General features: G+C 60.1%; 29 protein-coding genes and 2 tRNA genes. 23 read left to right on the plus strand and 8 right to left on the minus strand.

The features are described from left to right. Positions 1-23: 23 nt before the first annotated feature. From speB to C5748_RS18730, 5 genes are all read right to left on the minus strand, one after another. Positions 24-974, minus strand: coding sequence for an agmatinase (gene speB, locus C5748_RS18715; protein ID WP_105743459.1), 951 nt, complete (start codon positions 972-974; stop codon positions 24-26). Between the two features lie 115 nt (positions 975-1,089). Then, on the minus strand, positions 1,090-1,575 hold the full coding sequence (gene rpsI / locus C5748_RS18720; RefSeq protein WP_105743460.1) for a 30S ribosomal protein S9: 486 nt from the start codon (positions 1,573-1,575) through the stop codon (positions 1,090-1,092). Positions 1,576-1,577: 2 nt separating this feature from the next. Next, positions 1,578-2,042, minus strand: a complete 465-nt coding sequence (gene rplM, locus C5748_RS18725) for a 50S ribosomal protein L13 (RefSeq protein ID WP_105743461.1) — start codon at positions 2,040-2,042, stop codon at positions 1,578-1,580. Then, on the minus strand, positions 2,039-2,182 hold the full coding sequence (locus C5748_RS28285; RefSeq protein WP_158259894.1) for a hypothetical protein: 144 nt from the start codon (positions 2,180-2,182) through the stop codon (positions 2,039-2,041). The genes rplM and C5748_RS28285 overlap by 4 nt, the downstream gene beginning before the upstream one ends. Before the next feature lie 95 nt (positions 2,183-2,277). Beyond that, the gene (locus C5748_RS18730) at positions 2,278-2,745 is read right to left on the minus strand and encodes a PaaI family thioesterase (protein WP_105743462.1); all 468 of its coding nucleotides are present in this window, start codon (positions 2,743-2,745) and stop codon (positions 2,278-2,280) included. A gap of 155 nt (positions 2,746-2,900) precedes the next feature. Here C5748_RS18730 and C5748_RS18735 point away from each other — a divergent pair, with 155 nt between their 5' ends. From C5748_RS18735 to C5748_RS18755, 5 genes are all read left to right on the plus strand, one after another. Continuing rightward, complete coding sequence (locus tag C5748_RS18735) at positions 2,901-3,554, plus strand: LysE family translocator (RefSeq protein ID WP_245581863.1); 654 nt, start codon at positions 2,901-2,903, stop codon at positions 3,552-3,554. Positions 3,555-3,638: 84 nt separating this feature from the next. Continuing rightward, positions 3,639-4,067: a CoA-binding protein gene (locus C5748_RS18740; RefSeq protein ID WP_105743463.1), complete on the plus strand. Its 429-nt coding sequence runs from the start codon at positions 3,639-3,641 to the stop codon at positions 4,065-4,067. A 66-nt stretch (positions 4,068-4,133) separates the two neighbouring features. Further along, the gene (locus tag C5748_RS18745; protein ID WP_105743464.1) at positions 4,134-5,384 is read left to right on the plus strand and encodes a glycosyltransferase; all 1,251 of its coding nucleotides are present in this window, start codon (positions 4,134-4,136) and stop codon (positions 5,382-5,384) included. Between the two features lie 128 nt (positions 5,385-5,512). Next, positions 5,513-6,814: an O-acetylhomoserine aminocarboxypropyltransferase gene (locus C5748_RS18750; RefSeq protein WP_105743465.1), complete on the plus strand. Its 1,302-nt coding sequence runs from the start codon at positions 5,513-5,515 to the stop codon at positions 6,812-6,814. Positions 6,815-6,817: 3 nt separating this feature from the next. Next, a complete protein-coding gene (locus C5748_RS18755; RefSeq protein ID WP_105743466.1) occupies positions 6,818-7,174 on the plus strand; it encodes a cupin domain-containing protein in 357 nt (118 codons plus the stop codon). A gap of 6 nt (positions 7,175-7,180) precedes the next feature. Here C5748_RS18755 and C5748_RS18760 read toward each other — a convergent pair whose 3' ends face one another. The 3 genes from C5748_RS18760 to C5748_RS18770 all read right to left on the minus strand — a co-directional run bounded on the left by C5748_RS18760 (position 7,181) and on the right by C5748_RS18770 (position 7,983). Beyond that, positions 7,181-7,477, minus strand: coding sequence for a HigA family addiction module antitoxin (locus tag C5748_RS18760; protein WP_105743467.1), 297 nt, complete (start codon positions 7,475-7,477; stop codon positions 7,181-7,183). A 12-nt stretch (positions 7,478-7,489) separates the two neighbouring features. Beyond that, positions 7,490-7,771, minus strand: a complete 282-nt coding sequence (locus C5748_RS18765; protein ID WP_105743532.1) for a type II toxin-antitoxin system RelE/ParE family toxin — start codon at positions 7,769-7,771, stop codon at positions 7,490-7,492. 136 nt (positions 7,772-7,907) lie between these two features. After that, positions 7,908-7,983 (minus strand) — tRNA-Val (locus tag C5748_RS18770). A 356-nt stretch (positions 7,984-8,339) separates the two neighbouring features. Here C5748_RS18770 and C5748_RS18775 point away from each other — a divergent pair. From C5748_RS18775 to nuoG, 18 genes are all read left to right on the plus strand, one after another. Beyond that, a tRNA-Asp gene (locus C5748_RS18775) sits at positions 8,340-8,416 on the plus strand. A gap of 254 nt (positions 8,417-8,670) precedes the next feature. Next, positions 8,671-9,438 (plus strand): SDR family NAD(P)-dependent oxidoreductase, encoded by a 768-nt coding sequence (locus C5748_RS18780; RefSeq protein WP_425350278.1) that lies wholly within the window; start codon positions 8,671-8,673, stop codon positions 9,436-9,438. 62 nt (positions 9,439-9,500) lie between these two features. Then, positions 9,501-10,646 carry an ABC transporter ATP-binding protein gene (locus C5748_RS18785; RefSeq protein ID WP_105743533.1) on the plus strand — a complete coding sequence of 382 codons (1,146 nt, stop codon included), beginning with the start codon at positions 9,501-9,503 and terminating at the stop codon, positions 10,644-10,646. Between the two features lie 73 nt (positions 10,647-10,719). Beyond that, a complete protein-coding gene (locus C5748_RS18790; protein WP_105743469.1) occupies positions 10,720-11,817 on the plus strand; it encodes an ABC transporter substrate-binding protein in 1,098 nt (365 codons plus the stop codon). Between the two features lie 66 nt (positions 11,818-11,883). After that, positions 11,884-12,828, plus strand: a complete 945-nt coding sequence (locus tag C5748_RS18795; RefSeq protein WP_105743534.1) for an ABC transporter permease — start codon at positions 11,884-11,886, stop codon at positions 12,826-12,828. Next, a complete protein-coding gene (locus tag C5748_RS18800; protein ID WP_105743470.1) occupies positions 12,825-13,625 on the plus strand; it encodes an ABC transporter permease in 801 nt (266 codons plus the stop codon). The genes C5748_RS18795 and C5748_RS18800 overlap by 4 nt, the downstream gene beginning before the upstream one ends. A gap of 42 nt (positions 13,626-13,667) precedes the next feature. After that, entirely contained in the window at positions 13,668-14,984 is a 1,317-nt protein-coding gene (gene hisD, locus C5748_RS18805) for a histidinol dehydrogenase (RefSeq protein WP_105743471.1), read from the plus strand. Between the two features lie 19 nt (positions 14,985-15,003). Beyond that, the gene (locus C5748_RS18810; protein WP_105743535.1) at positions 15,004-16,041 is read left to right on the plus strand and encodes a zinc-dependent alcohol dehydrogenase; all 1,038 of its coding nucleotides are present in this window, start codon (positions 15,004-15,006) and stop codon (positions 16,039-16,041) included. A gap of 26 nt (positions 16,042-16,067) precedes the next feature. Then, positions 16,068-16,799 (plus strand): histidine utilization transcriptional repressor HutC, encoded by a 732-nt coding sequence (gene hutC / locus C5748_RS18815; RefSeq protein WP_105743536.1) that lies wholly within the window; start codon positions 16,068-16,070, stop codon positions 16,797-16,799. A 443-nt stretch (positions 16,800-17,242) separates the two neighbouring features. Beyond that, positions 17,243-17,608: an NADH-quinone oxidoreductase subunit A gene (locus C5748_RS18820; RefSeq protein WP_105743472.1), complete on the plus strand. Its 366-nt coding sequence runs from the start codon at positions 17,243-17,245 to the stop codon at positions 17,606-17,608. Next, positions 17,599-18,180: a NuoB/complex I 20 kDa subunit family protein gene (locus C5748_RS18825; RefSeq protein ID WP_105743473.1), complete on the plus strand. Its 582-nt coding sequence runs from the start codon at positions 17,599-17,601 to the stop codon at positions 18,178-18,180. Before C5748_RS18820 ends, C5748_RS18825 begins: the two co-directional genes overlap by 10 nt. An 11-nt stretch (positions 18,181-18,191) precedes the next feature. Further along, on the plus strand, positions 18,192-18,797 hold the full coding sequence (locus C5748_RS18830; protein ID WP_105743474.1) for an NADH-quinone oxidoreductase subunit C: 606 nt from the start codon (positions 18,192-18,194) through the stop codon (positions 18,795-18,797). 21 nt (positions 18,798-18,818) lie between these two features. Beyond that, on the plus strand, positions 18,819-19,217 hold the full coding sequence (locus tag C5748_RS18835; protein WP_105743475.1) for a four helix bundle protein: 399 nt from the start codon (positions 18,819-18,821) through the stop codon (positions 19,215-19,217). A 48-nt stretch (positions 19,218-19,265) separates the two neighbouring features. Then, positions 19,266-20,456, plus strand: coding sequence for an NADH-quinone oxidoreductase subunit D (locus tag C5748_RS18840; protein ID WP_105743476.1), 1,191 nt, complete (start codon positions 19,266-19,268; stop codon positions 20,454-20,456). Next, entirely contained in the window at positions 20,456-21,556 is a 1,101-nt protein-coding gene (gene nuoE, locus C5748_RS18845; RefSeq protein WP_105743477.1) for an NADH-quinone oxidoreductase subunit NuoE, read from the plus strand. Before C5748_RS18840 ends, nuoE begins: the two co-directional genes overlap by 1 nt. A gap of 47 nt (positions 21,557-21,603) precedes the next feature. Further along, the gene (gene nuoF / locus C5748_RS18850; protein ID WP_105743478.1) at positions 21,604-22,911 is read left to right on the plus strand and encodes an NADH-quinone oxidoreductase subunit NuoF; all 1,308 of its coding nucleotides are present in this window, start codon (positions 21,604-21,606) and stop codon (positions 22,909-22,911) included. 5 nt (positions 22,912-22,916) lie between these two features. Then, positions 22,917-23,258 (plus strand): pentapeptide repeat-containing protein, encoded by a 342-nt coding sequence (locus C5748_RS18855; protein WP_105743479.1) that lies wholly within the window; start codon positions 22,917-22,919, stop codon positions 23,256-23,258. Continuing rightward, positions 23,258-25,339: an NADH-quinone oxidoreductase subunit NuoG gene (gene nuoG, locus C5748_RS18860; protein WP_105743480.1), complete on the plus strand. Its 2,082-nt coding sequence runs from the start codon at positions 23,258-23,260 to the stop codon at positions 25,337-25,339. The genes C5748_RS18855 and nuoG overlap by 1 nt, the downstream gene beginning before the upstream one ends.

Below are 25,339 nucleotides of genomic sequence, written 5' to 3' on the forward strand. Positions count from 1 at the left end.
CGCTTGAATCGATGCGTGAGGCCTTATCGTCGCGCTCTTTTCTCGGCAAGCAGGCCCAGATAGTACATGGCGATCGTCGCTCCGGCGATGGCCGTTATATCGGCATGATCATAGGCGGGTGCAATCTCGACGATATCGGCGCCGACAATGTCGAGGTCGCCCAGTTGGCGCAGCACCGACAATATCTTCGCGGAGGAGGGCCCTCCGGCAACCGGCGTGCCCGTGCCGGGCGCATAGGCGGGGTCGAGGCAGTCGATATCGAATGTCAGGTAGACCTTGCGGCCGGCGGTCCGCTTAGCGATCGCCTCGGCAATCGCAGCCGCCGGCATGTCCTCCACCTCGTGGCCGTGGATCAGCTTGATGCCGCAATCCTCCGGCGCGTGGGTGCGGATGCCGATCTGGATCGAATGGGCCGGATCGATCACGCCGTCGCGTACCGCGCGCCCGACGAAGGAGCCGTGATCGATGCGCTTGCCGTCGTCAAACCACGTATCCTGATGCGCATCGAACTGCACCAGCGCCAGCGGTCCGTATTTGGCCGCATGTGCCCGGAGAAGCGGCCAGGTGACAAAGTGATCGCCGCCGAGCGACAACAGGAACGCATCGGATTTCAGAATCTTCGCCGCTTCCCGCTCGATCGTCGCCGGCGTCTTCTGGTGATTGCCGTAATCGAGCAGGCAATCGCCATAATCGATCACTGCCAGTTCGGCGAAAAGATCGCGGTCGAAGGGATATTGCGGATCATTGTCGAAGATTGCCGACGCCCGCCGGATCGCCTGCGGCCCGAACCGCGCGCCGGGTCGGTTGGAGACCGCGGCATCGAAGGGAATGCCCCAGACGACCGCATCCGCACCTTTAAGATTCTTGGTATAGCGCCGCCGCATGAACGACAGCGCTCCCGCATAGGTCGGGTCCGTTGCGGTACCGGTCAGGCTGCGTGCGGTAAAGGCGTGATCGATGATCTTGGACGGCATGGACGAGCTTCCGTTGTGCGTAGCGGGTTTGAGGGTTTGGGCATAGCCTATTTGCGCGCAACAAAAAAGCGGACCCGAGGGCCCGCTTTTCCAAGTCCGGTATGAAGCGTGGAAATTAACGCTTGGAGAACTGGAACGAACGACGGGCCTTGGCCTTGCCGTACTTCTTGCGCTCGACCACGCGGCTGTCGCGGGTCAGGAAGCCACCCTTCTTGAGAACCGCGCGCAGCGCGGGCTCGTAATAGGTGAGCGCCTTGGAGATGCCGTGACGCACCGCGCCGGCCTGGCCGGAGAGACCGCCGCCTGCAACGGTGGCGATCACGTCATACTGACCGGCACGGTTGGTGGCGATGATCGGCTGCTGCAGGATCATCTGCAGCACGGGCCGTGCGAAATATGCCCCGAATTCCTTGTCGTTGACGACGATCTTGCCTGAGCCGGGCTTGACCCAGACGCGGGCGACCGCATCCTTGCGCTTGCCGGTCGCATAGGCACGGCCCTGCGCATCGAGCTGCTGGACGTGAACCGGTGCGGCTGCTTCGGCCTGCGCAGTGCCTGCGACATTGCCGAGTTCTTCGAGCGAATTGAGCTGCTCAGCCATGATTATGCGATCCTTTTGTTCTTGCGGTTCAGCGAGCCGATGTTGAGGACTTCAGGCTGCTGAGCTTCATGCGGATGGCTGGCGCCGGCATAGACACGCAGGTTCTTCATCTGGCGGCGGCCGAGAGGCCCACGCGGAATCATGCGTTCCACGGCCTTTTCGACGACGCGCTCGGGGAAACGGCCTTCGAGGATCTGGCGCGCGGTGCGCTCCTTGATGCCGCCCGGATGTCCGGTATGCCAGTAATATACCTTGTCGGTGAACTTTTTACCGGTCAGGGCGATCTTGCCTGCATTGATGATGATGACATTGTCGCCATCGTCGACATGCGGGGTGAAGGTGACTTTGTGCTTGCCGCGCAGGCGATTAGCGACGATCGAAGCGAGACGCCCGACGACGAGACCCTCGGCGTCGATCAGAACCCACTTCTTCACCACTTCTGCCGGCTTCTGGGAGAAGGTTGTCATGTTTCTATCCTTGAAAAAGATCCTTCGTTGAAGAAGGCATTTTTTGTTGCTTGCGTTGTCCCGAAAGCCAAAGCCATCAGGAACAACAAAGGACGCGCAAAGCCGAAACTTTCCGCATCCATGCGGCCAGATACACGCATGCCGGCATTACGTCAAGTGCTTATTTATAGTGACTTACGAGAAATATAAACAAAAACAATGGGTTGAAAGTTAGGTATTATAATACCGCATCGGATTAAGCCGTTCTCGGTGGAATGGAGTAGGTGGCAGTCGCATGCGCCACCAGTTCACCATCCGCCTCGCTCGTCATCGATATCTCCACGATGGCCAGGCGCTTGCCGAGTTTGAGGATACGGCAGACGGCGTCTATCCGCCCCGATGAGGGCTTGCGCAGGAAATTGATATTGAGGTTCGTCGTCACGGCCAGCGCCACCGGACCGATATGCGCGAGGATCGCCACATAGGCGGTGATATCGGCAAGGGCGAACAATGTGGGGCCGGAAACCGTGCCGCCGGGGCGCAGGTGCCGTTTGTCGGCATCGAGCCGCATCGATGCCGTGCCGTCACCGATTGCGGTGATCGAATAAGCCGCCCTGCCATCCTGACTACCTGCATTGACCTGTGGAAACTCCCGTTCGATGAAGCCGTTTATTTCATCGGCAGTCATGACAGGTTTGAATGTGTGATGCGACGAATGATCCATATGTCCTCCGGGTATCATCCCCGGATGTTATGGGGCATGGGCGCTCAAGGGAAGAGACGACGCGATGGCGGAAGTCGTAAGTGGCATGCTGTTTGAATTAAAACAAAAATACGCATAAATTGAAGCCAAATATCCACTTTGGCGGGGGCAGAACGTTGGAACTGCATACGATTTTGACGTTCTACGCCGCAGTGCTGGCGCTCCAGCTCTCCCCGGGACCAGACATGGTTCTCGTGATAGGCAGAGGAATAGGGCAGGGAAGCCGCACGGCCTTGCTTACTGCTTTGGGAATGACGCTGTTTGCCGGAGTGATCCAAATCCTGCTGTTGGTTTTGGGCGTGGCTTCGTTGCTCAGCACCTCACCGTTGGCTTTTGAATTACTGAGATGGGTTGGTGCGGCTTATCTTGTTTGGTTGGGATTGAAATTACTCATAAACGCGCGCCCTGGAGCGAAGTTTGTTGATCGGAAGAGGCTTGCGGAGGTTCCGAATATGGTGGCTTTGCGAGAAGGGCTGATCAACAATCTCACCAATCCAAAATCCATCGCCTTCCTTTTCGCTTTTCTTCCACAGTTCATCGACCCCGGTAGCGGCAGCCTTTCTGTAACAAGTCAGTTGCTCCTGCTCGGGTTCATTGCAAAATTTTCCAATTTCTTGATTCTAAGCGGCGTGGCGGTCAGTGCGGGGTCATTAGGCGGGTATTTGTCCCGTCACCCGGGCTGGATAGTCTGGCAGGAACGTTTTGCAGGGGCCGTCATGGTGGGGCTCGGCTTGAAACTCGCATTGAGTGGAGGACAGAGCGCCCGGTAGTCCTACTCCGTCAGGTGGAAAACATGCTTACACGCGATGCGGACGAGCCATTCATCGATAAACGTCAGCTGGAATGAAGAGCGAATGAAGCAGGAAATTTATCCCGACGAATACCTTCTCGATATCCTCCGATCCGTGAAAACCATCGCCTTGGTCGGTGCATCTCCCAAGGAAATCCGGCCGAGCTATTCCGTCATGGCCTATCTCTTGGCCAAGGGATACCGCGTCATTCCTGTCAATCCCGGACAGGCAGGCAAGGAAATCCAGGGGCAGAAGACCTATGCGAGGCTAGGCGACATCGAGGAAGCCATCGACATGGTGGACGTCTTCCGCGCATCCTCCGCGCTGCCGGGGCTTGTCGGAGAGGTCTTGGCGCTTACGCCATTGCCGAAAGTGATCTGGACGCAATTGGACGTTCGTGACGAGGAGGCGGCGGCGCGTGCCGAGCGGGCGGGGATCAAGGTTGTGATGGACCGTTGCCCGAAGATCGAATATGCGCGGCTCATCGGCTGAAGGACTGCAGCATCTATCAGCGCCGTGCGCATAGGCTGTCTGCTTTGATTAACGAGCTTTTTTGAGATGAACGATCTTTCCGGTGGCCCTACAGAGGGAAAACGTGTCGCGCTCTTCATTCGCGCACTCAAGGGCAATGGAGCGGAGCGCTCGATGGTCAATCTGGCGAGGGCTCTGGCGGAGTGTGGAATTGCCGTCGATCTGCTGCTCGCCGAGGCCACGGGAGAATTTCTGTCTGAAATTCCTGCTTCGGTCCGCTTGATCGAGCTGAAGCGCAGCTCTGCCGTGAGGGCGCTGCCGCTGCTCATAACCCGGCCGCGCGATCTTCTGGGCCTTCTTCTCCTTCTCATTGTACCTCATTCGCCAAAACCGATTGGTGCGATCCCTGGTCTGGTCGAGTATTTGCGCACGGAGCGGCCCACGACGCTCCTTTCCGCCCTCGATTACGCCAATGTCGCAGCCATCATCGCCGCCGGCATCGCTCCAACAGGCACGCGGGCGGTGATAAGTCAGCGGAACCATTTCTCAACCGAGATGGCGAGTAGGCAAGCGTGGCGCGCCGGATATGCGCAGTCTGTCTTCCACCGATTGTATTCACGCGCCGATCGCATCGTCGCCGTGTCGAAAAGTGTGGCCGACGATATTGCGCAAGCCTGCGATCTCCCGCGCGATCAGGTCGTGACGATTTATAATGCCGTTGCCGGGCCGGTTCTCGATGCAAAGGCGACGGAACCGCTCGATCACCCCTGGTTTGCACCGGGCGCGCCGCCGGTGGTGCTTGGCGTGGGCAAGTTGAAGCCGCAAAAAGATTTTCCAACGCTTCTCAGAGCCTTCGCCGCTTTGAGACGGGAACGCGAAGCTCGGCTGATCATCCTTGGCGAAGGCCCGGACAGGGCCGAGCTTGAGGCGCTCGCCCGGGAGTTGGGCGTAGCGTCGGATGTGGCGTTTCCGGGCTTCGTGGCAAACCCGTTCCCCTATATGGCGCATGCGGGGCTTTTCGTTCTGTCTTCGACATTCGAGGGGTTGCCCGGTGTGCTGATCCAGGCCCTTGCCTGCGGTTGTCCGGTGATCAGCACGGATTGTCCCGGCGGCTCGGCTGAAATTCTGGAGAACGGCCGTTATGGTGCGCTGACCCCTGTTGGCGATGTCGGGGCGCTCGCCGATGCCATGAAAGCCACGCTGGATGCGCCGCTCGATCGAGATATATTGAGGCAGCGCGGAAACTTCTTTTCGCCGGAACGTGCCGTCGAAGGCTATCTCTATGTCCTGCTCGGGACAAAGCTGTCTCATATACCATCGGCTTTGCAAACCGGCTGATGGCCGCGTCGTATTTTACGCCCGCATTTTCCTTTCCGCATGTTTTCTGGAATGAATTGCTTTGATTTCGGGAAAATGCTGGCCATAGATAGCCGATAAACAGGCAAAGACCATCAAGTGGAGGAAACATGGCTCATCACACCCCAGGGATCGAAACGCTCGCCATTCACGCCGGCGCCAAGCCGGATCCGACAACCGGCGCCCGCGCCACGCCGATCTACCAGACGACCTCTTTCGTCTTCGAGAATGCGGATCATGCGGCCTCGCTTTTCGGCCTGCAGGCCTTCGGCAATATCTATACCCGCATCACCAATCCGACCAATGCAGTGTTGGAGGAACGAATCGCAGCACTTGAAGGCGGCACGGCGGCGCTAGCGACAGCCTCCGGACATGCGGCCCAACTCCTGGTCTTCCACACGCTGATGCAGCCGGGCGATAATTTCGTGGCCGCCAACAAGCTTTACGGCGGTTCGATCAACCAGTTTGGCCAGGCCTTCAAGTCCTTCGGCTGGCAGGTGCGCTGGGCCGATACCGACGATCCGGCATCGTTTGAAGCCCAGATCGACGAGCGCACCCGCGCCATCTTCGTCGAAAGCATCGCCAATCCCGGCGGCATTATCGTCGATCTCGAGGCGGTGGCCGCCGTCGCGCGAAAGCACGACCTGCCGCTCATCGTCGACAACACGCTGGCCTCGCCCTATCTCATCCGCCCCATCGAGCATGGCGCCGATATCGTCGTCCATTCGCTGACCAAGTTCATCGGCGGCCACGGCAATTCCATGGGCGGAATCCTGGTCGACGGCGGCACGTTCGACTGGTCGAAATCCGGCAATTATCCGCTGTTGTCTGAGCCGCGTCCGGAATATGCTGGGCCCGAAAATGTAGGAATGGTGCTGCACCAGACATTCGGCAATATCGCTTTCGCCATCGCCGCCCGCGTCCTCGGCTTGCGCGATCTCGGACCGGCGCTTTCGCCGTTCAACGCCTTCCAGCTCCTGACCGGCGTGGAAACGCTGCCGCTTCGCATGCAGCGTCATTGCGACAATGCGCTTGTCGTCGCCAGCTGGCTGGAGCGGCACGAAAAAATCTCCTGGGTCAGCTATTCCGGCTTGCCGTCCGACAAATATCACGCGCTCCAGCAGAAATATTCGCCCAAAGGCGGCGGTGCTGTGCTGACCTTCGGCCTGAAGGGCGGCTATGACGCCGGCGTCAAGCTCGTCGGAAGCCTCGAACTCTTCTCGCACCTTGCCAATATAGGCGACACGAAATCGCTCGTCATCCATCCCGCCTCAACGACGCATCGCCAGCTCTCCGACGAGCAGAAGATCGCGGCCGGGGCAGGACCGGATGTGGTTCGCCTTTCCATCGGCATCGAGGATGCGAACGACATCATCGCCGATCTCGAACAGGCCCTGGCAAAGGTGGGCTGATCCGTGACAGCGCATCCGTTCTTTATCCCGATCGATGTGGACCATGCCGGTGCGGCGGAGGAGGGCGCGCCTCCCGCCGACCGCGTTCTCTCCGGCAATCCGACATTCCGCACATGGAATGTGGAGGAGGCCGGGGGCGGCCTCTATGCCGGCATCTGGGAGGCGACGCCGGGCAAATGGCGCATTCAGTATGACGAATGGGAATTCTGCCACATCCTCTCCGGTATCTCCGTCATCACGGACGAGGGCGGCCCGGCAGTCACGCTCCGCGCCGGCGACAGCTTCATCCTGCGCCCGGGCTTCGTGGGGACGTGGGAGGTGATCATAACCACACGCAAGGAGTATGTGGTCAGGGTTTGATGGGGGCTATGCGGCGTTCATTTCATGGATCGCCGCAAGTTCGTTCTGGATGGCGGCAGCTTTCTTTTTAAGATCGTAACTTGCCTGCATATTCATCCAGAATTCCGGGGTGGTGCGGAAGAATTTGGCAAGGCGCAAAGCCGTATCAGGCGTGACGCCAGTCTGTTCGATGGCGAGTCGTTCAATACGGGTGCGCGGTACATTCAGATGTTTGGATAGCGCCCCTGCGCTCATGCCGAGCGGAACGAGATATTCTTCCCGAAGGATTTCACCGGGATGCACAGGAGGGAGTATGCTGGTCATGGCTTCTTCCTTTCAGTGATAGTCAACGATCTCGATGTTTTCAGCACCTGCAACGGTCCAGATGAAGCAGATGCGCCACTCGTCATTGATGCGAATGGAGTGCTGGTCTTTGCGGTTCCCTTTCAGAGCCTCAAGCCGATTCCCGGGAGGGGAGCGAAGGTCGTCCAGAACAACCGCATTCTCAATCATGGTGAGCTTTCGGATGGCTGCCCTGACCATATCCGCAGGAAACCCTTTGGGCGTTTTGCCACTCGCAACGGCTTCCGTCCGGGCGTCTTTATAGGATCGGATCACCGTTTGCTCCTTTGCTTGTATCATATCATGATACATTTTGCGGTCAAGCACGGGGATGAGGGTGATTTGAAGGAATGAAGCCCGGTTCATTGAACCGCAGGGTACTTCGTAATTCTATTCGTGGGAGTAGGAAATATGGTGGGCGATGAGAGACTCGAACTCCCGACATCTTCGGTGTAAACGAAGCGCTCTACCAACTGAGCTAATCGCCCGTCTGCGCGAAGCAGTGTATGTCCGCAGCGTTTAGGCAATTCGTGCGCCAAGTGCAAGAGGTAAGTGCGGCACGATGGTGAATCCCTCAATGGAAATGGTATATCCATCCGATTCCGATCCGAAACCGGCAAATGATCCCTGTTTCGTGGTGCATCTGGCGGAGAGGTGGTGAGAGGCCGCTTTAAGCCGGATTCACGTATTTCCAGGCGGTCGCGGGCGATCCGATGCCCAGGTTTCCTGATACGGAAAATATTCTCGAATTTTCCCGAGTTTTCATTGAGGTGTTTGCTTGACAGGTGCCGGCGAACGCCTTAAACGACCGCTCACGCCGGACGAAATGCCGGCCAGAAAATGCGCGGGTGTAGCTCAGTTGGTTAGAGTGCCGGCCTGTCACGCCGGAGGTCGCGGGTTCGAGCCCCGTCACTCGCGCCACTTTTCAACGATCGAGAAAAGTGGCGCTTCGCAATTTCAATTCTCTTTGTCTTCAGTCTGAATTTTCCGTCCAAAGCACACTTGCACAGCGATTTGGCAGAATAGCCCGAGTTGTCCGGACTTATGCCTCTCTGGCGTGCAGCGCTTAAGTCTGCCTAAAATCGGTCTGTATATGTATAGACAACCCCGGCGAAAGATGCTGCTATAGTGCCCATACTCCGCGGAAACAGCGGCAGGGGAACGATGGCGTGAATATTCCGGCACTCTTTGACTTGGCAGGGCGCAAAGCGCTCGTGACCGGCGCCAGCCGCGGTATTGGTCAGGCCATTGCCGAAGCGTTGGCGGCCGCCGGTGCCGATGTCGCCGTCACCGCGCGCGGCATGGCCGCGCTGGGGGAGACGTGCCGTCGGATAGAAGCCAGGAAGAAGTCGGCTTTTGCCTTTTCCCTCGATGTCCGCGAGGTGGATGCCTGCGCGCGGGTCGTCGCCGATGCAGCCGAGCGCCTTGGCGGGCTCGATATTCTCGTCAACAATGCCGGTTGTGAGGAAGTGCGCCCGTCTCTCGATGTCGACGAGGCCTTGTGGGACCGGATCGTCTCCACCAATCTGAAAGGCGCCTTCTTCTGTGCGCAGGCCGCGGCACGCCAGATGGCCGATAGCGGCGAGGGCGGCGCGATCATCAATCTCTGCTCGCTCACCTCCTATGTAGGCGTGCCGACCGCCGTCCCCTATGGCTCGTCGAAATCAGGCCTGATGGGGATGACTCATGCGCTTGCCGCCGAATGGGCCGGTCTCGGCATCAGGGTCAATGCGATCGCACCCGGTTATTTCCGCACCGCCATGACCGATGTCTTTTATCAGGACGCCGCCTGGCAGGAGGCTATGCTGGCCAAGATACCGCAGCGCCGTTTCGGCGCCATGGAGGATGTGGCGGGTGCCGTCATTTTTCTTGCAAGCGACGCCTCGGCCTATGTCACCGGTCATTGCGTGCCGGTGGACGGCGGTTATCTTGCCTCGATCTGAGGGCAGGCGGAAAAGCGGGAAGCAGTCGAATGGATGGCGTAAGCGTCGCGAAGGGAAATGAGATGCAGGCAGTTGCGACGGAAACGGGCGCTGAAAGCAGGCCGAAGGCGCTACCCGTTGCCGTATCGGTCAAGGATGTCAGCATGGTTTTCGACGGCTTCCATGCGGTTCACTCAGCCTCCTTCGAACTGCCCACTGGCAAGTTCCTGACGATCCTCGGCCCCTCCGGTTCAGGCAAGACGACGCTGCTCAGGCTGATCGCCGGTTTCCAGCGCCCGACCAGCGGCGAAATCTTCATCAATGGCGAGGCCGTCAACGCCGTGCCGCCGCACAAGCGCTCCATTGGCATGGTCTTCCAGAAACTCGCGCTCTTTCCGCATATGACCGCCGCCGAAAACGTCGCCTTTCCGCTCAAGATGCGGCGCCGGGATGCGCGCAGCATTCCGGAACGTGTCGAACGCTATCTCGATCTCGTGAAGCTCGGCGGCTTCGGCACCCGGCGCGTGCACGAGCTTTCCGGCGGCCAGCAGCAGCGCGTGGCGATTGCCCGTGCCCTCGTCTTCGAGCCGGACCTCTTGCTTCTCGACGAACCGCTCGCCGCGCTCGACCGCAAGCTGCGCGAGGAAATGCAGCTCGAATTCCGCCGCATCCAGCGCGAGCTCGGCGTCACCACCATCAACGTCACCCACGATCAGCGCGAGGCCCTTGTTGTCTCCGATGAGGTGATCGTCATGGATGGCGGGCGGATACAGCAGAAGGCGCGTCCATCGGAAACCTATCGTAACCCATCCAACGCCTTCGTCGCCCATTTCATCGGCGTCACCAATTTCATCACTGGAACCGTGCGTTCTCTGGCCAGCCGCGATGTCGTCTTCGTCCAGGGCGAAAATGCGCTCCCGGGCGTGGTCGGCGATGCCAGCAATCCGCCGAAGGCAGGTGGAACCGCCCTGGGCGCGATTCGCGCCGAGCAGATCCGCATGGCCGGAGATGCCGCAGCACTTGCCGGGCTGGACATGGTGCAGCAGGGCACCATTGCCGACGCGATCTTCGAGGGCGAGCGGGTGGTTTACGAGGTGCGTGTGCCGTCGCTGGGCGATGCCCTCTTCAGGGTCTTCGACCATGATCCGGTCGCTCACACGCAGTTCGAGCAGGGTGCTGCCGTACATCTCGGCTGGAATGCCAGGGATATGCTCGTCTTTGATAAATAAGCCGGAAATCAGAAAATCGGCCAACCAGAGGAGAATGGAAATGAGTGGATCGAAACTCCAATCCGAAAAACTAATGTCAATCGCGCTGCGGCGCAGGAGTTTTCTCCAGGGCGTTGCGGCGGCCGGCGGCGCTGCCGGGTTGTCGACGCTCGGCATCACCCGCGCCTTCGCTGAGGAGCCTGAGAAGCCGAAGGAGTTGATTGTCCGCGCCTGGGGCGGAAGCTGGGTCGATGCGCTGAAGGCCGGCGTGTCGGACAGCTTCACCGCCAAGACCGGTATCGCCATCCGTCACGATTTGACGGAGGACAATGAGATCCAGCCGAAGGTGTGGGCCGCCGTCGCGCAGAAACGCGTTCCGCCCATCCACATCAACTGGGACACCACCACAAACGCCACCAAATCGGCGCTGCGCGGGGTGACGGAAGACCTCTCCGATCTCTCCAACCTCAAGAACACGACCGATCTTGCTAAGCCCGTCGGCCTCGATGGCTATCCGATCGTCAACACCTACGGCTATGTCTATGTGCTCGCCTACCGCCCAGCGGCCTTCCCGGATGGTCCGCCGAAATCATGGAAGGACCTGCTCGATCCCAAGTTCAAGGGCCGCATCGCGCTCTATAATGACGGCATCGGCTTCCATTTCCCGGCGCAGGTGGCGGGCGGCGGCAAGTTGGAGGATATTCCGGCCAACATGCAGCCGGCCTGGGATTTCATCACCAAGATCAAGCAGCAACAGCCGCTGCTCGGCGAGGATCCGGATTTTACCACCTGGTTCCAGAAGGGTGAGATCGACGCCGCCTGTACCATCTCCACCAACGCCCGCGAGGCCAAGAAGAACGGTATCGATATCGCCTGGGTCGTTCCGGAGGAGGGGGCAAAGTTCGACACGGATGGCCTGTGGATTCCGAAAGGGCTGCCGGAAAACGAACTCTACTGGGCCAAGGAATATATCAACCATGCGCTGACGGTCGAAGCACAGCAGATCTGGCTTGATGGCCTTGGCCTGCCGGGCGTGGTGCCGGGCGTCAAGCCACCGGAAGATCTCGTCAATGATCCGTCCTATCCGACGAAGGAAGAGGATTTCAAGCATCTCATCCGCATCTCGTCCAAGGTCCAGGTCGAAAACGAGAGTGAGTGGTTCTCCAAATTCAAGGCGATCATGCAGGGCTGATTGCTCTTCCGAGCCGCCATCTTCCGGGGCGGCGGCTCTCACATTTTGATCATCGGGAATTTTCGCATGCGAGCCGCCAAATCAGCCTATCCCGTGACCTGGCGCATCATGGACGCACTCGAAGCCTTTGCCGCTTTCCTGTGGCCGGCGCGGTTCGAGCGCGCGGTTCCCTACCTCATGCTGGCGCCCGCCATCCTGCTCGTTGGGCTGCTCGTCCTCGGTCTGGTTCAGATCGGCGATGCCAGCCTGCGCACGCTCGATACCTCCACCTTCCTGATGTCGGAGGAATATACGCTCGCCAATTACCGGCGGGCGCTGACGGAATCGTTGTTTACGACGGTTGCGATGCGCAGTCTTCTCGGTTCGCTGATCGTGACGGTCGTCACGTTGGTCCTCGCCTTTCCCTATGCCTATGTGCTGGTGCGAACGCCATCCGCCATGCTGCGCAAGATTCTGCTGATCGCTTTGTTCCTGCCGTTCTTCATCGGCCAGGTGGTGCGCGCCTATGGCTGGCTGATCATTCTCGGCAATCAGGGCATGGTCAACGAGGCGCTCGGCCTCGTCGGTGTCGCGCCATTGCGCCTGCTCTATAATTATCCGGCCGTACTCTTCGGCCTCGTTCAATACATGCTGCCTTTTGCGGTGCTGATGCTGACGCCGGCATTGACCGCCATCCCCGAGGAGCTGGAGGCGGCGGCGGGATCGCTCGGCGCCAACTGGGCGCGCAGCTTCGTCCATGTCGTGCTGCCGCTCGCAAGGCCGGGCCTCGTCGGCGCGGGCCTCGTCGTTTTGACCTTGTCGCTGACGGATTTCGCCATGCCGGCCATTCTCGGCGGCGGCAGCCAGGATTTCATCGCCAACGCCATCTATGATCAGTTCTTCCGCACCTCCGACCAGGGGCTCGGCGCGACGCTGGCACTGCTTCTGGTCGGCCTCGGCTCTCTGCTGGTCGGCGTCGTCTTCACGCTGTTCGGCGCGGGCACGCTTGCCATGGGGAGGGCGCGCCAGTGACCGCCCCGCTCAGCAAGACCGTCGTTTTGTGGGTTTTCGTCATCACCGTGCTGGTGATGCTGTCGGCACCCACCATCGTCGTCCTCGGCGCATCCTTCACGTCAGGCAATATCATCACCTTTCCGCCCGAAGGGCTGTCGCTCAAATGGTATGCGAAGATCGCCGGCGCCAGCGATCTCTGGGATGCGTTCCTGCGCTCCGTCTATGTCGCTGCCGTCTGCACGATCCTCGCCATTCCGGTCGGCACGCTCGCCGGCATAGCGCTCGCCAAATATGCGGTGCGTTTCGAGAAGACCATCCAGATCTACCTGCTGCTCCCCTTCACCATTCCGCTGATCGGCTCCGGCATCGGGCTCATGCTCGTCTTTGGAGAGGCGCGGATTCTCGGCCAGCTCTGGCCGGTCGGCATTGCCTGCTGCGTCATCAACCTGCCGTTCATGATCTGGGCGGTGACCGCAAGTGCCTCCAGCCTCGATCCGGATCTGGAGCTCGCCGCCGCCAATTGCGGTGCGCCGCCGCTTTCCACTTTCTTTCATGTCACGCTGCCGGCCGTCATGCCCGGAGTAATCTCGGGCTCGCTCCTGATGTTCATCCTGGCCTTGAACGAGTTCCTGGTGAGCCTGCTTCTGGTCGATGCGCGCATCGTCACGCTGCCGGTGCAGATCTATAATTCCATCCGCTCGATCATCACGCCCGATCTGGCGGCCATCTCGGTAGTGTTCATCGCCTCGGCTGCTGCGGCGATCTTCCTGCTCGACCGATTGGTCGGGCTCGACATCTTTCTCAAATCCAAATGACAGATGCCGGCAGGGCCGGCGAAACAGGGTAGGTTTACCGACATGTCCGATGTTTCCTTCCACGATCTCGCAAAACTCGACGAAACGGCTCGCGCTACGCTTCTCAACCGGTCTGAGACCGATCTTTCAGACTTCATCGACAAGGTGAAGCCGATCATCGAGGCGGTGCGGACGGAAGGCGACGCGGCGCTCGTGCGTTTTGCCCGCGATCTCGACAAGGCCGACCTCGATGCGAGCCGTCTGAAGGCGACCGAGGCGGAATTCGATGCGGCTTTCGACAAGGTCGATGGCGAGGTCATCGCGGCGATCCGGTTCGGTATCGACAATATCCGCCGCTTTCACGAGGAGCAGAAGCCGGAGGCAATGTGGTTGAAGGAGATGCGTCCCGGTGCCTATGCCGGCGACCGCTTCACGCCGATCAAGTCCGTCGCGCTCTATATCCCACGCGGCAAGGGCGCTTTTCCCTCCGTCACCATGATGACGGCGGTTCCGGCGGTGGTAGCCGACGTGCCTGAACTGGCCATCGTCACGCCGCCGGCGCCGGATGGCTCCGTCGATGCCGCGACGCTGGTCGCCGCGCGCCTTGCCGGTGTCGAGACCGTCTATAAGGTCGGCGGTGCGCAGGCCATAGCCGCCGTTGCTTATGGTACTGAGACGATAAAGCCGGCGCTGAAGATCGTCGGCCCGGGCAGCCCATGGGTGGTGGCCGCCAAGCGCCTGCTCTCAGGCGTTATCGATCCGGGCCTGCCTGCCGGTCCGTCCGAAGCCGTCATTTTCGCCGACGACACGGTGAAGGGCGGGCTTGCGGCGCTCGATCTGCTGATCGAGGCCGAGCACGGACCGGATTCCTCCGCCTGGCTCGTCACCCATAGTCGCCGTGTGGCCGAGGAAGCACTGGCAGCCTTGCCGGAGCATTGGGCGCGCATGACGGAGCAGCGTGTTGCCTTCTCGAAGGCCGTACTCACCGGCAAGTGCGGCGGCATCGTACTGACGCCATCGGTCGAAGAGAGCTACCGCTTCATCAACGACTATGCGCCAGAGCATCTCGAAATCCTCTCCAGCGATCCCTTCGCCCATCTCGGTCACATAACCGAGGCTGCGGAAATCCTGATGGGACCATATACGCCTGTTTCTATCGGCAATTTCGGCCTTGGGCCGAATGCGGTACTGCCGACGAGCCGCTGGGCACGCACCTATGGACCGCTCTCGGTGACGGATTTCGTCAAGCGGTCATCGATCGGCTATGTCACGGCCCCGGCCTATCCGGAATTCGCCAGGCATGCCCGCACACTGGCGCGCTACGAAGGGTTTTCCTCGCACGAGCATGCCGTTTCCGATGTGCGCAAGGCATATCTGTGACATGGCACTGAACCGGACAATGAACGCGGCAAGGCTCTATGCGGCAGGAGACATCCGCGTCGAGGAGATCGAAATACCCGGCCCGCTCGCGCCTGGCTGGGTGCGCATGAAGGTGACTGCCGCAGGCATTTGCGGGTCCGACCTCCACAATTTCCGCACCGGTCAGTGGATCAGCCGTTCGCCTTCGGTCGTCGGTCATGAATTCGCGGGCATTGTGACGGAGGCGGGCGAGGGCGTCTCCGGATTTTCCGTGGGCGATACGGTCGTCGCCGACAGCCGCTTCTGGTGCGGCGAATGCCCCGCCTGCCGGAGCGGACGGCAAAATGTCTGTATTCATCTGGGCTTCGTCGGTGAAGTCTGCGATGGCGGCTTTGCCGAGGAAGCCGTGCTCCCCGCCCGCCTGCTGGTGAAGCATGATCCAACACTCGATCCCGCGATTGCGGCTATGGCCGAGCCGCTCGCGGTGGCGCTCCACGCCGTGCGCAAGCAGGTGGTGCCGGCGGGCGAGCCGGTCCTTGTCGTCGGATGCGGGCCGATCGGCGGGCTCGCGGCGCTGCTGCTTTCGCATCTCCACGATGGTCCGGTGCTGGTGGCGGATCGAAACCATGCACGCGCTGGCCTGGTAGCGGCGGTTTCGGGTGCAACGGTGGTTGATCTCGATGCCGCATCTGTTCATGCAGTCCTTGGTGAAAAAGTGCTCCGCCATGCGCTGGATGCCACGGGCAATATCGGCGTGCTGACGACGGTGCTCGATCTTATCGCCGGCGGTGGTTCCATCGCGCTCGTCGGCATTGCCCAAGGGCATATTGACCTCGATCCGAACATGCTCGTCGAGCGTGAGGTTTCACTTATCGGCTGCCACGCCTTCGCCGGAGAACTGCCGGAGGCGGTGGCAATGCTCCCCGGGCTTGCGCCGGTGCTTTCCCGGCTGATCGATACGGAAATCGCGCTCGATGAGCTGCCCGCCGCCTATGCCAGTCTGCTTGCCGGGGAGGCGCAAGGGCTCAAGACCATCCTGCGTATTGGAAGGGCCGAGTTGGGAAAGGCTGAGCGGTGACAGCAAAAAGCGGAAAGGCATCGGATATGACCATGCTTCCCGAAGCGGCGAGCCCGCTCTACGAAAGAGTGAAGACTTATGTCCTTTCCAATATAGGCAGCGGCAAGTGGGGCAAGCACCACAAATTGCCCTCCGAGCATGATCTGGTAGCGGCGCTCGGTGTGTCGCGCATGACCGTGCACCGGGCGTTGCGTGAGCTGACATCGGAGGGGTTTCTCCTGCGCATCCAGGGCGTGGGAACCTTCGTAGCGCCGCCCAAGCCGCAATCAGCGCTGATCGAGATCAACAACATCGCCAGCGAGATCCATCGGCGCGGCGGGTATCATCTCGCCAGGGTGATTCTACTCGAGACGATCCAGCCCTCAACTGAACTGCTCGCGGCATTCGGGTTCCGCAAGCGCATGCCCGTCGCCCATTCCGTCGTTGTGCACTATGAGAACGATGTTCCGGTGCAACTCGAGGAGCGCTTCGTCAATCCGGAACTGGTGCCGGATTATGAGAAGCAGGATTTCGAAACGACCACCACCTATGATTACCTGCAGCAGAGCACGCCGCTGACTGAAGTCGAGCATGTGATTTCCGCCATCAGGGCGGACGCCGAAACGGCGCGGCTGCTGATGCTCGAAGCAGGCGATCCCTGTCTGCTCCTTCATCGCCGCACCTGGTCCGGCGTCGCCGTGGCAACCGTCAACAAGCTCACCTATGCCGGTAACCGCTATTCCCTTGGCAGCCGTTATGCGCCCGCATCGATGTCGTGATCATCGCTTTCCGCCTTCGCTTCGTATGCCATGACCCGTATCACGAACATTTGACACGTCTATTCAGGCGGGAAAACATTTGTTCTGCCCTCATTCCAATGGCAGTAGGCCCGCTTCAATCCATTCTTCTTTCGGCCTTATGGTCTGGAAGGTGTAGTCTTGCCGCCTTCCATATCCTATATGCAATGATGTATGCGGGCTTGGGCCGCATGTTATTAAGCATGTGGCAAAAGGTCGGCAGCCGTTTGCCTGTCTATGGGCTTGCGCCATCGGCGGCTCTGCGCTAACCCTCGCCGCAAATCACGCTTGGTTTTCGCACGGCATGCCTTTTGAAGCTGCTTGGGCGAGGGGTCTGCTCAGGTGCAATGTGTCGCATGTTCGTGGCCGGTAAAAGGCTTATAGACCAAGCGAAACAGCCTCGTTTCAAAAGGCGGAAAAGGATCATGAACGAACTTTTGAGTTCCTACCTGCCCATCGTCATTTTTGTTGGCGTTGCGCTGGTGATCGGTCTGGCGCTGCTTGTCGCGCCCTTCCTTGTTGCGTACCGGCAGCCGGACCCCGAAAAATTGTCGGCCTACGAGTGCGGCTTCAATGCCTTCGACGATGCGCGCATGAAATTCGACATCCGGTTTTACCTGGTGTCGATTCTCTTCATCATCTTCGATCTCGAAGTCGCCTTCCTGTTCCCCTGGGCCGTATCCTTCGGCGCCATAGGCTGGTTCGGTTTCTGGTCGATGATGCTTTTCCTCACCGTGCTGACCATTGGCTTCATCTATGAATGGAAAAAAGGAGCGCTGGAATGGGATTGACCGATAACGGTGCCACGCTCGTCGCGCCGCGCCCGAAGGGAATCATCGATCCCAATACGGGCAAGCCGATCGGTTCGGACGACGCCTTTTTTGGCGAACTGAACAATGAACTGTCCGACAAGGGCTTTCTCGTCACGTCGGCCGATGCGCTCGTCACCTGGGCGCGTACCGGCTCGCTGATGTGGATGACCTTCGGGCTGGCCTGCTGCGCGGTGGAGATGATGCACATCTCCATGCCGCGCTATGACGCCGAGCGCTTCGGCATCGCGCCGCGCGCTTCTCCGCGCCAGTCGGATGTGATGATCGTCGCCGGCACACTGACCAACAAGATGGCGCCCGCGCTGCGCAAGGTCTATGACCAGATGCCGGAGCCGCGCTACGTCATCTCCATGGGCTCATGCGCCAATGGCGGCGGCTATTATCATTATTCCTATTCGGTGGTGCGCGGCTGTGACCGCGTCGTGCCGGTGGATATCTATGTGCCGGGCTGCCCGCCCACGGCCGAGGCGCTGCTTTACGGCATCCTGCTTCTTCAAAAGAAGATCCGCCGTACCGGAACGATCGAGCGATAGGAGAGACCTATATGAACGAGGAAGCCCTCGCCGATCTCATGGCCTATCTGAAGGAGCGTCTCGGCAGCGGTATCGACGCCATTGGGCTGAGCTATGGCGAACTGATGCTCAGCGTACCCGTCGACAGGCTGATCGGCACGCTGACGTTCCTCCGCGATGACGTTCAGTGCCAGTTCGTGGCGCTGATCGATATCTGCGGCGTTGATTATCCCTCGCGTGCGCGGCGTTTCGATGTCGTCTATCAGTTTCTGTCGCCGCGCCAGAATCTGCGCGTCCGCGTCAAGGTTCAGACCGATGAGGATACGCCGGTCCCCTCTGCGACCGCCGTCTATCCGGGCGCGGACTGGTTTGAGCGCGAAGCCTACGACATGTGTGGGATCCTGTTCTCGGGGCATCCGGACCTGCGCCGTATTCTCACCGATTACGGTTTCGAGGGGCATCCCCTGCGCAAGGACTTCCCGCTGACCGGTTTTGTCGAAGTGCGCTATGACGACGAGGTCAAGCGCGTCGTCTATCAACCGGTCGAATTGCGGCAGGAATTCCGCAATTTCGATTTTCTCTCTCCGTGGGAGGGAACGGATTACGTTCTGCCCGGCGATGAGAAGGCGAAACAGTGAATGGTGAATGGTCAATAGTGAATGGAAAAGGCGGGGCCGGAACGCGAAAAGATACGTGACTATCGCGACTTGAGCGTCTGGAAGGATTCGATGGATTTGGCGGTTGACATCTACACGCTGACGCGGGCTTTCCCCCGTGACGAGATGTTTGCGATGACGTCGCAAATGCGCCGTGCTTCGACGTCGATTCCCGCAAATATCGCCGAAGGTTTTGGACGCGCTCAGAGGAAAGTATTTATTCAATTTTTGCGGGTGGCCCAAGGCTCATTGAAGGAGTTGGAGACACATACGGTATTATCCCGGCGTGTTGGGTTGCTGAACGAAAAACAGGCCGATGACCTTGGTCTAAGATATGAAAAACTTGGAAAAATGCTGGTTTCATTGGTCCGATCATTAGAGCGTAACGGGGGTGAAAGATGAAAGATTACTATTCACTATTCACTATTCACTATTCACGCCGGTGGCATCATGGCTGAGACACAGGTCCGCAACTTCAACATCAATTTCGGCCCGCAGCATCCGGCGGCGCACGGCGTTCTGCGCCTCGTGCTGGAGCTGGACGGCGAGGTGGTCGCGCGCGTCGATCCCCATATCGGCCTGCTTCATCGCGGCACCGAGAAGCTGATGGAGGCTAAGACCTACCTGCAGGCTATACCTTATCTCGACCGTCTCGATTATGTCGCGCCGATGAATCAGGAACACGCCTACGCGCTCGCCATCGAGCGGCTGCTGGGCCTTGAAGTGCCGCGGCGCGGGCAGGTCATTCGCGTGCTCTTCTCCGAGATTGGGCGCATTCTCAACCATCTTCTCAACGTCACCACGCAAGCCATGGACGTCGGCGCGCTCACCCCGCCACTCTGGGGTTTCGAAGAACGCGAGAAGCTGATGGTGTTCTATGAGCGCGCATCGGGCGCGCGCATGCACGCGGCCTATTTCCGTCCGGGCGGCGTGCATCAGGATATCCCGCAGAAGCTGGTCGAGGATATCGGCAAGTGGATCGATCCGTTCCTCAACACCTTGAAGAACCTTGACGATCTCATCACGCCCAACCGCATCTTCAAGCAGCGCAACGTCGATATCGGCGTCGTCACGCTGGAAGAGGCCTGGGCATGGGGCTTTTCGGGCGTCATGGTTCGCGGCTCCGGCGCGGCATGGGACTTACGCAAGTCGCAGCCCTATGAAATCTATCCCGAAATGGAATTCGACATTCCCATCGGCAAGAACGGCGATTGCTACGATCGCTATCTGATCCGTATGGAAGAAATGCGCCAGTCGGTGCGCATCATGCGCCAGTGCGTCGACTTGCTGATGGGCAAGGATTCGACCGGTCCCGTCTCCAATTCGGACCACAAGATCGTGCCGCCGAAGCGCGGCCAGATGAAGCGCTCGATGGAAGCGCTCATCCAGCACTTCAAGCTCTATACCGAGGGCTACCGCGTGCCCGAAGGCGAGGTTTACGCCGCCGTCGAAGCGCCGAAAGGCGAATTCGGGGTCTATCTCGTCTCCGACGGCTCCAACAAGCCTTATCGCTGCAAGTTCCGCGCGCCGGGATTTGCCCATCTCCAGGCCATGGATTTCATGTGCCGTGGCCATATGCTTGCCGACGTATCCGCAATTCTCGGCTCGCTCGATATCGTGTTTGGTGAGGTTGATCGCTGATGTCCGTACGTCGTCTCGCTGATGATTCCGTTCAGCCGCTCGCCTTCTCGTTCAACCGCGCGAACAGCGTTTGGGCGCAGCAGGTCATCAAGAAATATCCTGAAGGACGCCAGCAGTCGGCGGTCATTCCGCTTTTGATGCGCGCCCAGGAGCAGGACGGCTGGGTTACGCGCGCGGCTATCGAATATGTCGCGCAGATGCTCGATATGCCGCTTATCCGCGTGCTGGAAGTGGCGACGTTCTATACCCAGTTCCAGCTTGCGCCGGTCGGCACCCGCGCCCATATCCAGGTCTGCGGCACGACGCCCTGCATGCTGCGCGGTGCGGAAGACCTCAAGAAGGTCTGCCAGCACAAGATCAATCACGAACCGTTCGAGACCAATGCGGACGGCACGCTGTCCTGGGAAGAGGTCGAGTGCCTGGGCGCCTGCGTCAACGCTCCCATGGTCCTGATCTTTAGGGATACCTATGAGGATCTGACGCCTGAGCGTCTCGAGGAGATCATCGATGCTTTCGAGGCGGGCAGGGGCGATGAGGTGAAGCCCGGTCCGCAGATCGATCGCGTTTCTTCGGCGCCGGTCGGCGGATTGACGTCGCTGAATGACAATGTGGCGGCAAAGCCGAAGGCTTTGGAAAGTGGTCGGAAGGCCGCCAAGGGCGCGGCAGCCGCCGAAGCCGATCTGCCGCCGTCGAAGGCGGCAAAGCCGAAGACCTATTCCGAAGAGACGAGCGAAGCGATCAAGTCGCCATCGCCGGTCAAGGTGAGCAAGGGCGCCGAGAACAAGACATCGACGTCGCCTGCGCCAGGCGTCTCACTCGATGACAAGAATCGCCCGGTCGGCATCGAAAAACCGGCGGCGGTCGACGATCTGAAATTGATTTCAGGCGTTGGCCCCAAGATCGAGGGCATCCTGCATGATCTCGGCATCTACACCTATGCGCAGATCGCCGCGTGGAAGAAGCCGGAGCGCGACTGGATCGATGGCTATCTGAAGTTCAAGGGCCGGATCGAGCGTGAGGACTGGGTGAAACAGGCCAAGGCTCTGGCGAAGGGCGGCGTCGCCGAATACGTCAAGGTTTTCGGCAAAAGGCCGGTATAGTGCGGTTCGCAATGATGAAACGAATTGATCGGGACAATAGGTGAGACATGCTGGCTGATAAGGATCGCATCTTCACCAATATCTATGGCCTGTACGACAAATCGCTGAAAGGCGCGATGTCGCGCGGCAATTGGGATAACACCAGGGGCCTGATCGACAAGGGCCGCGACTGGATCATCAACGAGATGAAGGCGTCCGGCCTGCGCGGACGCGGCGGCGCGGGCTTCCCGACCGGCCTGAAATGGTCGTTCATGCCGAAGGAAAGCGGCGGTCGTCCGCATTATCTCGTGGTCAATGCCGACGAATCGGAGCCTGGCACCTGCAAGGACCGCGACATCATGCGCCACGATCCGCACACGCTGCTCGAGGGCTGCGTCATCGCGGGCTGCGCCATGGGCGCGCATGTCGCCTATATCTATATCCGTGGCGAATATATCCGCGAGCGCGAGGCGCTGCAGGCGGCGATCGATGCATGCTATGACGCGCGCCTGCTCGGCAAGGATAACAAATGCGGCTGGGACATGGATATCTATGTCCACCATGGCGCGGGCGCCTATATCTGCGGCGAGGAGACCGCTCTTCTCGAAAGCCTCGAAGGCAAGAAGGGCCAGCCCCGTCTCAAGCCGCCATTCCCGGCTAACGTCGGCCTCTATGGCTGCCCGACGACGGTCAACAATGTCGAATCCATCGCCGTCGCGCCGACCATCCTGCGTCGCGGTGCTGCATGGTTCTCGTCGCTTGGCCGGCCGAACAATGTCGGCACCAAGCTCTATATGATCTCCGGCCATGTGAACACGCCCTGCACGGTCGAGGAGGTGATGGGCATCACCTTCCGCGAACTGATCGAGCAGCATGCGGGCGGCATTCGCGGCGGCTGGGACAATCTTCTGGCGGTCATCCCCGGCGGCGCGTCCTGCCCGGTGGTGAAGGCAGAGGATATCATGGATTGCCCGATGGATTTCGACGGGCTTCGCGAGGTGAAATCCTCCTTCGGCACCGCCGCTGTCATCGTCATGGACAAGTCCACCGATATCATCAAGGCAATCGCGCGCCTGTCGCAGTTCTTCAAGCACGAAAGCTGTGGCCAGTGCACGCCGTGCCGCGAGGGCACCGGCTGGATGTGGCGGGTCATGGAGCGCATGGTCACCGGCAACGCGCAACGGCGCGAGATCGACATGCTGCTCGACGTCACCAAGCAGGTGGAAGGCCACACGATCTGTGCGCTTGGCGACGCTGCGGCATGGCCGATTCAGGGCCTCATCCGCAATTTCCGTCCGGAAATCGAGAAGCGGATCGACGAATATAGCCGCAACGCCGTGAACAGCCGCAATATCGCGCTGGAAGCGGCGGAGTAGAACTGATGAAGATCGACCAGGAAAAGCACCGGCTGACTGTCACGAAGAGTGACCTTTCGGGTTCCGTTTTCAATGACGTGAACCTCTCGGGTTCCACCTACGATAACGTCAACATGTCCGGCAGCACGTATCACAACATCAATCTGTCGGGCTGCACGTTCGATAATCTGAACATGTCCGGCTGGACGGTGACGGATGCCAATCTCGCGGGTTTGCGACTTATGAACGCCAATCTTGCAGGCGCGTCGATTTCCGGTTGCCGCCTGGAAGGCATGACGATCAACGGCGTCGCGGTCAGCGATCTCTTTCAAGCCTACGAGGCGGCGCGCCTCAACGGGGGCAAATGATGGCAAAAATCAAGGTTGACGGCAAAGAGATCGAGGTTCCCGATCACTATACGCTCCTTCAGGCAGCCGAGGATGCGGGCGCGGAAGTGCCGCGCTTCTGCTTTCACGAGCGCCTTTCCATCGCAGGCAATTGCCGCATGTGTCTGGTCGAGGTGAAAGGCGGACCGCCGAAGCCGGCGGCCTCCTGCGCCATGGGCGTGCGCGATTTACGCCCGGGGCCGAACGGCGAGACGCCGGAGATCTTCACCAACACGCCGATGGTCAAGAAGGCCCGCGAAGGCGTGATGGAATTCCTTTTGATCAACCATCCGCTGGATTGCCCGATCTGCGATCAGGGCGGCGAATGCGATCTTCAGGATCAGGCCATGGCGTTCGGCGCCGATGGCTCGCGCTATCGTGAGAACAAGCGCGCCGTCGAGAACAAATATATCGGCCCGCTAGTCAAGACGATCATGACGCGCTGCATCCACTGCACGCGCTGCGTCCGCTTCACCACCGAGGTGGCTGGCATCTCGGAGCTCGGCCTCATCGGGCGTGGCGAGGATGCCGAGATCACCACCTATCTCGAGCACGCGATGACATCCGAACTTCAGGGCAATGTCATCGATCTTTGCCCGGTCGGCGCTCTGACCTCCAAGCCATACGCCTTCCAGGCTCGCCCGTGGGAACTCTCTAAGACCGAATCCATCGACGTGATGGACGCCGTCGGCTCCAATATCCGCGTCGATACGCGTGGCCGCGAAGTGATGCGCGTACTTCCGCGCGTCAACGAGGCGGTGAACGAGGAATGGATTTCCGACAAGACCCGCTTCATCTGGGACGGCCTGCGCACCCAGCGCCTGGACCGGCCCTATGTCCGCCGCAATGGCCGGCTGCAGGCGACAAGCTGGAATGAGGCCTTCGGCGCGATCAAACAGGCAATTTCCGCCACCTCCGGCGACAAGGTTGGCGCGATCGCCGGCGATCTCGCCAGCGTCGAGGAAATGTATGCGCTTAAAGGCCTTCTCGCCTCGCTCGGCTCCACCAATATCGATTGCCGGCAGGACGGTGTGGCGCTCGATCCGGCGCTTGGCCGCGCATCCTATATCTTCAACCCGACCATCGAAGGCATCGAGGATGCCGATGCGCTGCTGATCATCGGCTCCAACCCGCGCTTCGAGGCATCGGTGCTCAATGCTCGAATCCGCAAGCGCCAGCGTCAGGGCCATTTCCCGATCGGCCTCGTCGGCGAGGAAGCGGATCTGCGTTATGATTATGCCTATCTCGGCGCAGGGCTCGACACGCTACGTGGTCTGGCTGACGGCAAGGGCGAGTTCTATTCGATTCTGGAGAACGCCAAGCACCCGCTGATCCTGATCGGCCAGGGCGCACTCAAGGGCGAAAGCGGCACCGATGCATTGGTTCTCGCCGCAAAGCTCGCAACGAAGGTCGGTGCAGTCAGCGATGACTGGAACGGCTTTGCCGTCCTCCACACGGCTGCGGCGCGCGTCGGTGGCCTCGATATCGGCTTCGTGCCGGGCGAGGGCGGCAAGACGGCGGCGGAAATGATCGGCGGTCTCGACGTGCTGTTCCTGCTCGGCGCCGATGAGCTCGACCTTTCGGCCAAGGGCGATACCTTCACGGTCTATATCGGCACCCATGGCGATGCCGGTGCGCATGCAGCCGACGTCATCCTGCCCGGAGCGGCCTATACCGAAAAGTCCGGCACCTTCGTCAATACCGAAGGCCGCGTGCAGATGACCAGCCGCGCCGGCTTCGCACCGGGCGAGGCCAAGGAGGATTGGGCCATCCTGCGCGCGCTTTCCGACGTGCTGGGACACAAGCTTCCATTCGATTCGCTGGCCGCACTGCGTGCCTTGCTCTATGCGCAGTATCCGCATCTGGCCGCGATCGATGCGATCACGCGGGGCCAGGCGGACGATATTGTCGCAGTTGGGACGAAAAAGGCCAATCCGGGCAAGGGCGCATTTGCTTCCGTGATCAAAGACTTCTATCTGACGAACCCAATTGCGCGGGCATCGGCCGTCATGGCCGAATGTTCCGCGCTGGCCCAGGGCGGCTTCAGGCAGGCAGCCGAATAG

The sequence above is a fragment of the Phyllobacterium phragmitis genome, assembly GCF_002980495.1.
Lineage (GTDB): Bacteria > Pseudomonadota > Alphaproteobacteria > Rhizobiales > Rhizobiaceae > Paramesorhizobium > Paramesorhizobium phragmitis.